This is a genomic window from Pseudomonas sp. W15Feb34 (assembly GCF_023127765.1).
GTDB classification, from domain to species: Bacteria; Pseudomonadota; Gammaproteobacteria; order Pseudomonadales; family Pseudomonadaceae; genus Aquipseudomonas; species Aquipseudomonas synxantha_A.
In genome coordinates this window covers 268,120-281,405 of record NZ_SPKN01000045.1, presented here as the reverse complement: position 1 = coordinate 281,405, position 13,286 = coordinate 268,120, and the positions used below count along the sequence as shown (strand labels likewise).

The 13,286-nt window shown below is 60.2% G+C and carries 15 protein-coding genes; 11 read left to right on the top strand and 4 right to left on the bottom strand.

Annotation, left to right across the window (positions count from 1 at the left end):
• Positions 1 to 33 precede the first annotated feature (33 nt).
• The 5 genes from E4O97_RS23125 to purT all read left to right on the top strand — a co-directional run bounded on the left by E4O97_RS23125 (position 34) and on the right by purT (position 3,278).
• Positions 34 to 636, top strand: a complete 603-nt coding sequence (locus E4O97_RS23125) for a CoA pyrophosphatase (protein ID WP_078822240.1) — start codon at positions 34 to 36, stop codon at positions 634 to 636.
• Positions 637 to 671: 35 nt separating this feature from the next.
• Positions 672 to 1,196, top strand: a complete 525-nt coding sequence (locus E4O97_RS23120; RefSeq protein ID WP_032879630.1) for a gamma carbonic anhydrase family protein — start codon at positions 672 to 674, stop codon at positions 1,194 to 1,196.
• The gene (locus E4O97_RS23115; RefSeq protein WP_078822238.1) at positions 1,193 to 1,408 is read left to right on the top strand and encodes a DUF1289 domain-containing protein; all 216 of its coding nucleotides are present in this window, start codon (positions 1,193 to 1,195) and stop codon (positions 1,406 to 1,408) included. The genes E4O97_RS23120 and E4O97_RS23115 overlap by 4 nt, the downstream gene beginning before the upstream one ends.
• Before the next feature lie 151 nt (positions 1,409 to 1,559).
• A complete protein-coding gene (locus tag E4O97_RS23110) occupies positions 1,560 to 2,027 on the top strand; it encodes a preQ0 transporter (RefSeq protein WP_078822237.1) in 468 nt (155 codons plus the stop codon).
• Positions 2,028 to 2,096: 69 nt separating this feature from the next.
• Complete coding sequence (gene purT, locus E4O97_RS23105; protein WP_068967660.1) at positions 2,097 to 3,278, top strand: formate-dependent phosphoribosylglycinamide formyltransferase; 1,182 nt, start codon at positions 2,097 to 2,099, stop codon at positions 3,276 to 3,278.
• Between the two features lie 95 nt (positions 3,279 to 3,373).
• On the opposite strand, the gene E4O97_RS23100 is transcribed toward purT, so the two are convergent.
• From E4O97_RS23100 to ccsA, 3 genes are all read right to left on the bottom strand, one after another.
• Positions 3,374 to 4,684, bottom strand: a complete 1,311-nt coding sequence (locus tag E4O97_RS23100) for an MFS transporter (RefSeq protein WP_005791128.1) — start codon at positions 4,682 to 4,684, stop codon at positions 3,374 to 3,376.
• Positions 4,685 to 5,049: 365 nt separating this feature from the next.
• Positions 5,050 to 6,288 carry a transporter associated domain-containing protein gene (locus tag E4O97_RS23095; RefSeq protein ID WP_248162345.1) on the bottom strand — a complete coding sequence of 413 codons (1,239 nt, stop codon included), beginning with the start codon at positions 6,286 to 6,288 and terminating at the stop codon, positions 5,050 to 5,052.
• A 12-nt stretch (positions 6,289 to 6,300) separates the two neighbouring features.
• The gene (gene ccsA / locus E4O97_RS23090; RefSeq protein ID WP_248162338.1) at positions 6,301 to 7,104 is read right to left on the bottom strand and encodes a cytochrome c biogenesis protein CcsA; all 804 of its coding nucleotides are present in this window, start codon (positions 7,102 to 7,104) and stop codon (positions 6,301 to 6,303) included.
• Positions 7,105 to 7,345: 241 nt separating this feature from the next.
• Between ccsA and ffh the strand changes: the two genes are divergently transcribed.
• From ffh to E4O97_RS23060, 6 genes are all read left to right on the top strand, one after another.
• On the top strand, positions 7,346 to 8,722 hold the full coding sequence (gene ffh / locus E4O97_RS23085) for a signal recognition particle protein (protein WP_017139724.1): 1,377 nt from the start codon (positions 7,346 to 7,348) through the stop codon (positions 8,720 to 8,722).
• A gap of 250 nt (positions 8,723 to 8,972) precedes the next feature.
• Positions 8,973 to 9,224 (top strand): 30S ribosomal protein S16, encoded by a 252-nt coding sequence (gene rpsP, locus E4O97_RS23080; RefSeq protein ID WP_003175899.1) that lies wholly within the window; start codon positions 8,973 to 8,975, stop codon positions 9,222 to 9,224.
• 5 nt (positions 9,225 to 9,229) lie between these two features.
• Entirely contained in the window at positions 9,230 to 9,766 is a 537-nt protein-coding gene (rimM, locus tag E4O97_RS23075) for a ribosome maturation factor RimM (protein ID WP_003175898.1), read from the top strand.
• On the top strand, positions 9,748 to 10,521 hold the full coding sequence (gene trmD, locus E4O97_RS23070) for a tRNA (guanosine(37)-N1)-methyltransferase TrmD (protein ID WP_173664496.1): 774 nt from the start codon (positions 9,748 to 9,750) through the stop codon (positions 10,519 to 10,521). Before rimM ends, trmD begins: the two co-directional genes overlap by 19 nt.
• Before the next feature lie 45 nt (positions 10,522 to 10,566).
• Positions 10,567 to 10,917: a 50S ribosomal protein L19 gene (rplS, locus tag E4O97_RS23065; RefSeq protein ID WP_003175895.1), complete on the top strand. Its 351-nt coding sequence runs from the start codon at positions 10,567 to 10,569 to the stop codon at positions 10,915 to 10,917.
• Between the two features lie 81 nt (positions 10,918 to 10,998).
• The gene (locus E4O97_RS23060; RefSeq protein ID WP_005791095.1) at positions 10,999 to 11,412 is read left to right on the top strand and encodes an acyl-CoA thioesterase; all 414 of its coding nucleotides are present in this window, start codon (positions 10,999 to 11,001) and stop codon (positions 11,410 to 11,412) included.
• Here E4O97_RS23060 and E4O97_RS23055 read toward each other — a convergent pair whose 3' ends face one another.
• On the bottom strand, positions 11,413 to 13,221 hold the full coding sequence (locus E4O97_RS23055) for a sodium:proton antiporter (RefSeq protein ID WP_248162336.1): 1,809 nt from the start codon (positions 13,219 to 13,221) through the stop codon (positions 11,413 to 11,415).
• Between the last annotated feature and the right edge of the window lie 65 nt (positions 13,222 to 13,286).

Sequence of the window (13,286 nt, the reverse complement as noted above, 5' to 3'; positions counted from 1 at the left end):
TGATGCAAGGTAGCCAACAGACCGAGATGACTCATGCTGGACGAGCTACTTCGCCGGGTAAGCAATCACACCCCTCACACCTTGGAAACTGACGGGCGTTTCCCCGAGGCCGCAGTGCTGGTGCCGATTACCCGCACTGACGAACCTGAGCTGATCCTGACTCTGCGCGCCAGCGGCCTGTCGACCCATGGTGGCGAAGTGGCCTTTCCTGGTGGGCGGCGTGACCCTGAAGACCCGGACCTGATCTTTACCGCCTTGCGCGAAGCCGAAGAAGAAATCGGCCTGCCGCCAGGCCTGGTTGAGGTCATAGGCCCGTTGAGCCCGCTGATTTCCCTGCACGGCATCCGTGTAACGCCCTATGTAGGCGTGATCCCTGACTACGTCGAATACCTGGCCAACGACGCCGAAATCGCCGCAGTCTTCAGTGTGCCCCTGGAGTTTTTCCGACAGGACCCACGCGAACATACCCACCGGATCGATTACCAGGGCCGAAGTTGGTATGTGCCAAGCTACAGATTCGGCGAATACAAGATCTGGGGCCTGACGGCGATCATGATTGTTGAGCTGATCAACCTGCTCTATGACGACGCCAAGATCAGCCTGCACCAGCCGCCCAAGAGTTTTATCAATATCTAAGCCATCGCATGAATGGCAAGCCGTGAGGGAAAACCATGAAATACCGCCTGGGCGATGCCCGCGTCGAGACCCATCCCAACAGTTGGGTCGCACCCAATGCCACGCTGGTGGGCAAGGTCAAGCTGGAGGAGGGCGCCAACGTCTGGTTCAACGCGGTGTTGCGCGGCGATAACGAACTGATCCTGATCGGCAAGAACAGCAACGTGCAGGACGGCAGCGTAATGCACACCGACATGGGCTACCCGCTTACCCTCGGCACCGGCGTGACCATCGGCCATAACGCCATGCTGCACGGCTGCAGCGTCGACGACTACAGCCTGATCGGCATTAACGCGGTGGTTCTCAATGGCGCCAAGATTGGCAAGCACTGCATTATCGGCGCGAACTCGCTGATCGGTGAAGGCAAGGAAATTCCCGATGGCTCGCTGGTCATGGGCTCGCCGGGCAAGGTGGTACGTGAGCTGACTGAGGCGCAGAAACGTATGCTCGAAGCCAGCGCCGCGCACTATGTGCATAATTCGCAGCGCTATGCCCGAGACTTGGTTGAGCAGGAAGAATGAGTGCAGTTGAACGGCCTGTAGCCTCGCCCTGTGTGAATATTTGCGCGCTGGACGAGGACGATATCTGTACCGGCTGCCAGCGCAACGTGGACGAGATTACGCGTTGGGGCCGCATGGATAATGCCGAACGCCGGGTGGTGTTGGGGTTGTGTCATGAGCGGGCGGTGGCGGGTGGGTTGGTATGGATGACGCCCAAAAGCTCGGGTGCCTGATCGATTGCTATCGGGAGCAAGCCCCCTCCCACACTTGAATGTGTTCACAGATCAAAATGTGGGAGGGGGCTTGCCCCCGATGAAGCCCTCCCAGACGACATATGTCTAATTGTGAAGTACCCTGTGTCCCTTGTTCACAGGTCATTCATCCATGTTTTTCCTGATCGCCTACATCAGCAGCGTCGTGCTGATCAACTTCGCCTTCTCCACCGCCCCGCACCTGGATGTCATCTGGTCCGCCTGGGGTGGCCTGGTATTTATCCTTCGCGACATGGTGCAAACCCGCTTCGGCCACGGCGCGATCATCGCCATGCTGGCGGCGCTGGTGCTGTCGTATATCACTTCCGACCCGTCCATCGCCCTGGCCAGTGCTACGGCGTTCGCGGTGTCCGAGTGCATCGACTGGCTGGTGTTCAGCATCACCAAACGCCCGCTGCATGATCGCCTGTGGATAAGTTCGGCACTGAGCATTCCCCTCGACACCTTTATTTTCTTCGGCTTGATCGGCGCGCTCACACCGGCGGTGGCGGGCACGGCGTTGGTGTCGAAGTTCGCCGGGGTCACGGTGGTGTGGTTGATCATGGCTTGGCGCCTGCGCAAGCGTGCCGTCGCCAACTGAGGCCAATTCTTGCAGTTCATGTAAAATGCCGGCCTTTCTCCCCATGATCCGCTCCCCTGAGGACCTGAGATGACCCGAATCGGAACTCCATTGTCGCCAACCGCGACCCGCGTTTTGCTGTGTGGCTGCGGTGAGCTGGGCAAGGAAGTGGTGATCGAACTGCAACGCCTGGGTGTTGAAGTGATCGCCGTGGATCGCTACGCCAACGCGCCGGCGATGCAGGTGGCGCACCGTAGCCACGTGATCAACATGCTCGACGGTGCGGCGCTGCGTGCAGTCATCGAGGCGGAGAAGCCGCACTTCATCGTGCCGGAAATCGAAGCCATCGCCACCGCCACTCTGGTGGAACTGGAGGCTGAAGGCTTCACGGTTATCCCGACCGCCCGCGCCACGTCGTTGACCATGAACCGTGAGGGCATCCGTCGCCTGGCCGCCGAAGAACTGGACCTGCCGACCTCGCCGTACCACTTCGCGGACACCTTCGAAGACTACAGCAAGGCCGTCCAGGACCTGGGCTTCCCCTGCGTGGTCAAGCCGGTGATGAGTTCGTCGGGCAAGGGCCAGAGCCTGTTGCGCAGCACTGATGACGTGCAGAAAGCCTGGGATTACGCGCAGGAAGGCGGGCGTGCCGGTAAGGGTCGAGTCATCATCGAAGGCTTTATCGATTTCGACTACGAAATCACTCTGCTGACCGTGCGCCACATTGGCGGCACCACCTTCTGCGCGCCGGTTGGCCATCGTCAGGAGAAGGGCGACTATCAGGAGTCCTGGCAGCCACAGGCCATGAGCCCGATCGCCCTGGCCGAATCCGAGCGCGTTGCCAAGGCGGTAACCGAAGCCCTGGGCGGCCGTGGTCTGTTTGGTGTGGAGTTGTTCATCAAGGGCGATCAGGTGTGGTTCAGCGAAGTGTCGCCGCGCCCACATGACACCGGTTTGGTCACACTGATTTCTCAGGACCTGTCGCAGTTCGCGCTGCACGCTCGCGCCATCCTGGGCTTGCCGATCCCGTTGATCCGTCAGTTCGGGCCTTCGGCATCGGCGGTGATCCTGGTGGAAGGGCAGTCGACCCAGACGGCGTTTGCCAACCTCGGCGTTGCATTGAGCGAGCCGGACACGGCGTTGCGTCTGTTTGGCAAGCCAGAGGTCAACGGCCAGCGCCGCATGGGTGTGGCGTTGGCGCGGGATGAGTCGATTGAAGCGGCTCGTGCCAAGGCGACCCGGGCCTCCCAAGCGGTTGTTGTAGAGCTCTAAAAGCATCGGGAGCAAGCCCCCTCCCACATTTAACCGCGTATAACCTTTGGAATGCGGTCGAATGTGGGAGGGGGCTTGCTCCCGATAGCGGTTTATCAGGCGACCTTGTTCAAATCATTATCCCGCGTCTCTTTCAGGCACAGCACCGCAATCAAACTCAGCAACGCTGCCGCCGACACATACCCACCGACATAACTGAGCCCACCCATCGCCACCAGCTTGGTCGCGAAGAACGGTGCTGCAGACGCCCCGACAATCCCACCCAGGTTATACGCCGCCGAAGCACCGGTATAACGCACACGCGTCGGGAACAACTCCGGCAGCAGGGCGCCCATCGGCGCGAAGGTCACGCCCATCAAGAACAGCTCCAACGCCAGGAACAGCGCCACGGCCCAGGTCGAGCCGTGGGTCAGCAGTGGCTCCATGGTAAAGCCCGAGAGAATCGCCAGGATCGCCCCAACGATCAGCACCGGCTTACGTCCATAACGATCACTGGCCAGCGCTGCCAGCGGCGTCGCCAAGCCCATGAACAGCACGGCAAAGCACAGTAAGCCGAGGAACGTCTCGCGGCTGTAGCCCAGTGTGGAAACGCCGTAGCTCAGGGAAAACGCCGTGGTGATGTAGAACAGCGCGTAGCACACCACCATCGACGCAGCGCCCAGCAGCACCGGCAGCCAATGTTGGCTGAACAGTTCCACCAGTGGCACCTTCACCGGTGCTTCTTTGGCTACGGAGTTGGCGAATACTGGGGTTTCATGCAGCTTCAGGCGTGCATACAGGCCCACCATCACCAGTGCGGCGCTGAGAATGAACGGAATACGCCAGCCCCAGCTACGGAACTGCTCGTCATTCAGGCTCATGGCCAGGATCAGGAATAAACCGTTGGCCGCCAGAAAGCCAATCGATGGGCCCAATTGCGGAAACATGCCAAACCAGGCGCGCTTGCCCTTGGGCGCGTTCTCGGTCGCCAGCAATGCCGCGCCGCCCCATTCCCCGCCAAGGCCCAGGCCCTGGCCGAAGCGTAATACGCACAACAGAATCGGTGCCCAGGCGCCGATGCTGTCATAGCCGGGCAGCAAGCCGATCAAGGTGGTGCACACACCCATCAACAGCAGCGAGGCCACCAGAGTGGATTTGCGCCCGATTCGGTCGCCGAAATGGCCGAACAGCGCCGACCCCAGCGGGCGTGCGATAAAGGCGATGCCAAAGGTCAGGAACGACGCCAGCATCTGCGCCGTACCGGAGCTCTGGGGAAAGAACACCGGGCCGATGACCAGCGCAGCAGCCGTGGCGTAGATATAGAAGTCGTAGAACTCGATGGCGGTGCCGACGATGCTCGCCGTGGCGACGCGGGCGGTCGAATTGGTCGGGGCGGCGGTCGCAGCCTCTTGGTAGGTGGTGCTCATGGCAGTATCCCTGACGGTCATTGCGCGTTTGGACGCGGATTATTATTGGTCGAACACCCATGGATCAGGGTTGTGCGCGGGGCGGCTCGGGATGGGAGCAAACACCGGTCGGACATGATAAAGCGGTGCCTGGACACGCTGAGTGCGGGTAGCACGCGGTCGGGCGGGGCTTGGGTAAGCCGGATGGATTATAGGAAGGGGGCTAAGGATCCAACAAGGGGCTGGTGAGGATCTATGGCCTGGAACTGGATCAATGTGGGAGCTGGCTTGCCTGCGATAGCATCACCTCGGTTCAACTGAAGGACCGAGTCGCCTGCATCGCAGGCAAGCCAGCTCCCACATTGACCGGGTTGAGCCTGCTGAGGTCAGGCGGCCACGGGCACATGGCTGGTATGCCAGATCAACACCTTGCTCACCCGGTTGTCCTCGGTTTCGAGGATTTCCAGGCGATAGCGGCCGATCTTCAGGCACACCGCGCAATCGGGGATGGTTTCCAGCGCTTCGGTCACCAGGCCGTTGAGGGTCTTGGGGCCGTCGCTGGGCAGGTGCCAGCCCAGGCTTTTGTTCAGTTCGCGGATCGAAGCGGCGCCGTCAATGATGTAGCGGCCATCGGGCTGGGCCTCGATGTGGGGGTTATCCACAGCCTGATCGCTTTCGAACTCGCCGACGATTTCTTCCAGGATATCTTCCAGGGTAACGATGCCCAGCACTTCGCCGTATTCGTCCACCACCATGCCCAGGCGCCGTTGCTGCTTGTGAAAATTCAGCAGTTGCAGCTGCAATGGTGTGCTTTCCGGAACGAAATAGGGTTCGTGACAGGCAGCGAGCAGCGCCTCTTTGGTCAGGCTGGCGTCGGGGAGCAGGTGCTGGACCTGGCGCGTGTTGAGCACCGCTTCGACCTGGTTGATATCACTGTGGAACACCGGCAGGCGCGTGCGTTGGGAACTGCGCAGCTGCTCGATGATCTCGTCGATCGAGTCATCCAGGTTGATGCCGTCCACTTCACTGCGGGGCACCAGGATGTCGTTGACGGTGATGTTATCCAGCGCGTGGATGCCGGGCATACCGGGCGCACGGTCTTCGTCGGCCTCGGGCGGGACTTGGTCGTCATGGTCCGGCAGCGGCTCATCGCTGTTTTTCACCACACCGGATTTGCGCGCGAACGGGCGCAGCAGCAACAGGCTGATGCCGTTGAGCAGCCAGGCCAGCGGGTAGAGCATTTTCAGCGGCACGCCCAGCAGGGCGTTACCGAAACCCAACACCGCTTGCGGATGGCGGGTGGCCAGGATGCGAGGCAGGTAGTCGGCGAGAATCAGCAGCAGTGCACAAGAGACCAGCCAACCCAGCCATGGGCCGTTCTGCGCCCAGGCATAGATTGCCAGCAGCGTGCAAAGGATCACCACGGCGGCGCGGCACAGGCTGTTGCACAGAATCAGGCTATGGCGCGGGAAGCTCAGGCGTGCGGCAGCCTTGTCGCCCTGGCGGGTACCGGGGCGCAGGGCCAACAGATGCTGTTGTGCTGCTTCGATGGCGGTAAACAGCGCCGCCCATAAAATCAGCAAGGCAATGACGGCGAGCATCGGCTCCAAAGGCAAGTTATCCATGATCGCTGCCCGTCAGATATGCAGGATGTATTCGCGAACCAGCTTGCTGCCGAAATAGGCCAGCATCAGCAGGCAGAACCCGGCCAGGGTCCAGCGTATTGCCTTGTGCCCACGCCAGCCGAGGCGGTTGCGGCCCCACAGCAGCACGCTGAACACCACCCAGGCCAGGCACGCCAGCAGGGTCTTGTGCACCAGGTGCTGGGCGAACAGGTTCTCGACGAACAGCCAGCCGGAAATCAGCGACAGCGACAGCAGGGTCCAGCCGGCCCACAGGAACCCGAACAGCAGGCTTTCCATGGTTTGCAGCGGCGGGAAGTTCTTGATCAGCCCTGAGGGGTGCTTGTGCTTGAGCTGGTGATCCTGCAGCAACAGGAGCAGGGCCTGGAACACCGCAATGGTGAACATGCCGTAGGCGAGGATCGACAACAGGATATGGGCAAGGATACCCGGCTCTTCGTCAATCACCTGTACGGTACCGGTGGGCGTGAACTGCGCCAGCAATACCGTCAGCACACCCAAGGGGTATAGCAGCACCAGCAGGTTCTCGACGGGAATGCGGTAGCAGGCCAGCAACGTCAGTGCGATGACGGCCGCGGCGATCAGGCTGGCGGCGCTGAAAAAGTCCAGGCCCAGGCCCACCGGCGTCATCAGGTGAGTGAACAGGCTGGCGGCATGGGCCAGCAGGGCCAGCACGCCAAGGCCGACGAGCAGACGTTTGTCCGCTTTGACGCCTTGGGCCAGACGAGTGCCCTGATAGAGAGTCGCAGCGGCATACAGAATGGCGGCGGCGAGGCTGGGTAGCAAACTGGGTGACAAGGGGAGCATAAATCCTGGTAGGCAAGCCCGAAAGGCGTTGAGTTTGGCACACACCTGCGTTGCAAGAAAGACTCCCGGGCCAGACAGCGGGTGTGCATGGGCGCAGTCTTCGCTATAATCCGCGACCTGCCCACGCCGCAGGCTCGGCGAGCGCTGTTTTTAATAGCGATTGACCACAGCCTGGGCCGCCATTACCTCGGTCTACCTGCATTTCGATGAGTAGGGCCTGAAAGGATCGCGCATGTTTGAAAACTTGACTGACCGTCTCTCGCAGACGCTGCGCCACGTTACCGGCAAGGCCAAGCTGACCGAGGACAATATTAAAGACACCCTGCGTGAAGTGCGCATGGCGTTGCTGGAAGCCGACGTGGCCTTGCCGGTGGTGAAGGATTTCGTCAACTCGGTCAAAGAGCGCGCGGTCGGCACCGAAGTGTCCCGCAGCCTGACCCCGGGCCAGGCCTTCGTGAAGGTCGTCCAGGCCGAACTCGAAAGCCTGATGGGCGCGGCCAACGAAGACTTGAACCTCAGCGCCGTGCCGCCAGCCGTCGTATTGATGGCCGGTCTGCAAGGTGCGGGTAAGACCACCACCGCCGGCAAGTTGGCGCGCTTCCTTAAAGAGCGCAAGAAGAAATCCGTGATGGTGGTGTCGGCCGACGTGTACCGTCCGGCGGCCATCAAGCAGTTGGAAATGCTCGCGGGCGAAGTGGGTGTGACCTTCTTCCCGTCCGACCTGAGCCAGAAGCCGGTCGACATTGCCAACGCGGCTATTAAAGAAGCCAAGCTCAAGTTCATCGACGTGGTCATCGTCGATACCGCCGGTCGCCTGCACATCGACGAAGAGATGATGGGCGAGATCAAGGCGCTGCATGCCGCGATCAACCCGGTCGAAACCTTGTTCGTGGTCGATGCCATGACCGGCCAGGATGCGGCCAACACCGCCAAGGCCTTTGGTGATGCGCTGCCGCTGACCGGCGTGATCCTTACCAAGGTCGACGGCGACGCACGCGGCGGTGCCGCGCTGTCGGTACGTGCCATTACTGGCAAGCCGATCAAGTTCATCGGTATGGGCGAGAAGAGCGACGCGCTCGAACCGTTCCACCCCGAGCGTATCGCCTCGCGTATCCTCGGCATGGGTGACGTGCTCAGCCTGATCGAACAGGCCGAAGCCACGCTCGACAAGGACAAGGCCGACAAGCTGGCCAAGAAGTTGAAGAAGGGCAAGGGCTTCGACCTTGAAGACTTCCGTGACCAGCTGCAACAGATGAAGAACATGGGCGGCCTCGGCGGCCTGATGGACAAGCTGCCCAACATCGGCGGTGTAAACCTGGCGCAGATGGGCAATGCCCAGGGCGCGGCAGAGAAGCAGTTCAAGCAGATGGAAGCCATCATCAACTCCATGACCCCGGCCGAGCGCCGCGACCCTGAGCTTATCAGCGGTTCGCGCAAGCGCCGGATCGCCATGGGCTCCGGCACCCAGGTGCAGGACATCGGTCGCTTGATCAAGCAGCACAAGCAGATGCAGAAGATGATGAAGAAATTCTCCGCCAAAGGCGGGATGGCCAAGATGATGCGTGGCATGGGCGGTATGTTGCCCGGCGGCGGCATGCCCAAAATGTAAAGAATTCGAGCAAGGGCTCGCCTTTGCTCCGACCCACAGGGATGTGGGATCTCCAGCAAACCCGCCGTTGGCGGGGGCTGACTCGCCGTTTTAACCGACGGCTCTATAGCAGATCTGAATGGCACGCTGATAGGCGCCAGAAAAAGACATTTGCAAAAGTCCGGATATTCCTTAGAATATGCGGCCTTTCGGGCACCTATGCCCGCTGTGCATTTAGATTTGCAGCACCGACTACAGGAACGATGTTCACATGCTAACAATCCGTCTTGCCCTTGGCGGCTCCAAAAAGCGCCCGTTTTACCACTTGACCGTAACCGACAGCCGCAACCCGCGTGACGGTTCGCACAAGGAACAGGTTGGTTTCTTCAACCCTGTTGCTCGTGGTCAAGAAGTTCGTCTGTCCGTGAACCAAGAGCGCGTAGCCTACTGGCTGAGCGTTGGCGCACAGCCATCCGAGCGCGTTGCAAAACTGTTGAAGGACTCGGCTAAGGCCGCAGCCTGAGCAATATGAACGCGACGCCAGCTGTTGCTGATGATTTGATCGTTATCGGCAAGATTTACTCTGTTCATGGCGTTCGCGGCGAAGTGAAGGTGTATTCCTTTACTGATCCGACTGAAAACCTGTTGCAGTACAAAACCTGGACGCTCAAGCGCGAAGGGAGTGTGAAACAGGTCGAGCTGGTCAGTGGACGCGGGAGCGACAAGTTCCTGGTCGCAAAGCTCAAGGGTCTTGATGATCGTGAAGAAGCTCGTCTTCTGGCCGGTTACGAGATCTGCGTGCCGCGCAACCTGTTCCCTGAATTGACCGACGGCGAGTACTACTGGTACCAGCTGGAAGGTCTGAAGGTTATTGATCAACTCGGGCAATTGCTGGGGAAAATCGATCATCTTCTGGAAACCGGCGCCAATGATGTAATGGTGGTCAAGCCTTGCGCTGGCAGCCTGGATGATCGCGAACGCCTGTTGCCCTATACCGAGCAATGCGTGTTGGCCGTCGACCTGGCAGCGGGCGAGATGAAGGTGGAATGGGACGCGGACTTCTAAGCGTGGCTAATTTGCGCATTGAAGTGATCAGTTTGTTTCCCGAGATGTTTTCCGCCATCAGCGAGTACGGCATCACCAGTCGGGCGGTGAAACAGGGGCTGTTGCAGCTCACCTGTTGGAACCCGCGAGACTACACGACGGATCGACATCACACTGTGGACGATCGCCCATTTGGCGGTGGCCCGGGCATGGTGATGAAGATCAAGCCCCTGGAAGATGCATTGGTTCAGGCCAAGGCAGCCGCCGGGGAGAAGGCGAAGGTAATTTACCTGTCCCCTCAAGGCCGTCAGCTGAAACAGGCGGCGGTACGCGAACTGGCGAATGAGGAAAGTTTGATCCTGATTGCCGGTCGCTATGAAGGCATTGACGAGCGTTTTATTGAAGCTCATGTCGATGAAGAGTGGTCGATTGGGGACTATGTATTGTCTGGCGGCGAGCTGCCGGCAATGGTCCTGATAGATGCGGTTACACGACTGCTGCCTGGAGCTTTAGGGCATGTGGACTCTGCGGAGGAGGATTCCTTCACGGATGGTTTGCTGGATTGCCCGCACTACACCCGACCGGAGGTGTATGCGGATCAGCGTGTTCCCGACGTATTGCTAAGTGGCAATCACGCACACATCCGGCGTTGGCGTTTACAGCAGTCCCTTGGTCGGACCTATGAACGACGCGCCGATCTTCTGGAAAGCCGCTCGCTTTCTGGAGAAGAGAAGAAGCTGCTCGAGGAATACATCCTCGCGCGGGACGATAGTTAACAACGTATCGATGGTAGGTCCATTGACTTACCTTAGGAGCACAGCATGACTAACAAAATCATCCTTGCACTCGAAGCAGAGCAGATGACCAAAGAGATCCCTACCTTTGCCCCGGGCGACACCATTGTCGTTCAGGTGAAAGTGAAGGAAGGCGACCGTTCGCGTCTGCAAGCGTTCGAAGGCGTGGTAATCGCCAAGCGTAACCGTGGTGTGAACAGTGCTTTCACTGTTCGTAAAATCTCCAACGGTGTTGGCGTAGAGCGTACTTTCCAGACCTACAGCCCGCAAATCGACAGCATGGCCGTCAAGCGTCGCGGTGACGTACGTAAAGCCAAGCTGTACTACCTGCGTGACCTGTCCGGTAAAGCAGCTCGCATCAAGGAAAAACTGGCTTAAGTCCAGCTTCCCGATGCAGAAAAAAGCAGCCTACGGGCTGCTTTTTTGTGTCTGAAATTTGTCCATTTGCCGGTATTGACCATGACCACCCGTCTCGAAGAAATCCAGCGCCGCACCGACCTGTCCGTCACCCGCGTGACCAAGGCCGTGTTCCCGCCTACCACCAACCACCACAACACCCTGTTCGGCGGCACCGCCTTGGCATGGATGGACGAAGTGTCGTTCATCGCCGCCACGCGCTTCTGTCGCTTGCCTTTGGTGACGGTCTCCACCGACCGTATCGACTTCAATCACGCAATCCCGGCCGGCTCCATCGTTGAGCTGATCGGCCGGGTGATCAAAGTCGGCAACACCAGCCTCAAGGTTGAAGTGGAAGTGTTTGTCGAGAGCATGAGCGCTGATGGCCGTGAAAAGGCGATCCAGGGCGTGTTCAGCTTTGTCGCGATTGACGCGGACAAACGCCCTGTACCGGTACTGCCTGGGTTTGCCGACTGATTACGTGGCGCTGCCGTTCTCCGGCTGAATCACCGCCAGCAGGGTCCAGCCGGCCGCCGGCTTCAAGCTGCTCTCGGGCGTGACCACGTGCACCCAGCCGCTGGTGTCCCGGGCAAACAGCAAGGTGGCGCGCTCCCCGTGCAACGCCTGGTACTGCTCCCAGCCAAAGCCGTCGGTGAGGTTGGTGCTATACAGTTCGGCGCCCTGGCCCAACAGGCTGGCCAGTTTGGTATAGCTCAGGGGTTGGCTGCCCAGCAGGTGGCCGCGGTGTTCGTGGCTGGCCTTGTGTTTGTCGGTGCGGCGGCTTTCCTGGCTGCTGGCCAGGGCGAACAGACGATGGCCGAAGTCATGGCGAAAACGCATGGTCGCCAAGGCGTTCAGCTCGCCGGACGGGGAGAGCGCAAGCAAATGCCCCAGGCCGACCAGATCCAGATGGGACTCGGCATGTTGGGAGGCGGGGTTGCCGAAGTAGGTCGGCAGGCCCTCCATGCGACTGGCGCGGATATTTTCCCAGCTGGAATCAGTCAGCAACACGCGGCTGCCCAATTGCTGCAATGCCTTGCCGAGCGCCCGCGCCGGGCCGTTCGCGCCGACGATCAGGAAGCCGCTGGGCGCTGGCTCGGCGACTTTCAGCAGGCGCGCCAAGGGGCGCGCCGTGGCACTTTGCAGCACCACGGTGCCGATGATTACCGCAAAGGTCAGCGGCACCAGCAATAACGCGCCTTCATGCCCTGCCTCGTCCAGGCGAATCGCAAAGATCGCCGATACTGCCGCCGCCACAATGCCCCGTGGCGCGATCCAGGCCAGCAGCGCTCGCTCGCGCCAGTTGAGTCCGGAGCCAAAGGTTGAGAGCGCTACGTTCAGTGGGCGTGCAATAAACTGGATGATCACCAGCAGAATCAGCACGAATGGCCCCAGAGCGATCAAGGCATTCAGGTCCAGGCGCGCCGCCAGCAGGATGAACAGCCCGGAAATCAGCAGCACACTGAGGTTTTCCTTGAAGTGCAGGATGTGTCTTACATCCACACCCTTCATGTTCGCCATCCACATGCCCATCAGCGTGACCGCCAGCAGGCCGGACTCATGCATCACCTGGTTGGCGGCAATGAAGATGCCCAGCACACCCGCCAGCGTCGCCAAGTTATGCAGGTATTCCGGCAACCACTGGCGGCGCATGATCTGCCCCAGTACCCAGCCGCCGGCGATCCCGAACAGGCTACCGCAGAGGATGACGCCGCCAAAGGTCAGCAGGCTATGGCTCAAGCCGTCGCCGGAAGCCCGGGCAATGATGAAGCTGTAGACCCCCACCGCCAGCAACGCGCCAATCGGGTCGATGACGATGCCTTCCCAGCGCAGGATATTGGCGATGGAGGCTTTGGGGCGCACCACGCGTAGCATCGGCACGATCACGGTTGGCCCGGTCACCAGGGTCAGCGTGCCGAACAGCAGCGCGAGCATCCAGTCAAAGCCCAACAGCCAGTGAGTGGCCAGGGTGATCACTGCCCAGGTCGACAGGGCGCCAACCGTGACCAGGCGATGCACCACGCTGCCGATTTCCTTCCACTCCGAAAGGTGCAGGGTCAGGCTGCCTTCGAACAGGATCAGCGCTACAGCCAGGGACACCAACGGCATCAGCAGGGGGCCGAACATCTCCTGCGGGTCGAGCCAGCCCAGTACAGGCCCCGCCAAAATACCCGTCAATAACAGAAACAGGATCGCCGGCAACTTGAGCCGCCAGGCCAGCCATTGGCAGCCCAGCGCCGCCACTCCAATGCCACCAAAGGCCAGCAAAATCTGTTGTTCATTCATTGAAGCTTCCTGTTCCTTGAAGTAGCGGGCTATGAAAGACTAGCGGCCCTTGTCACAGTTCACTA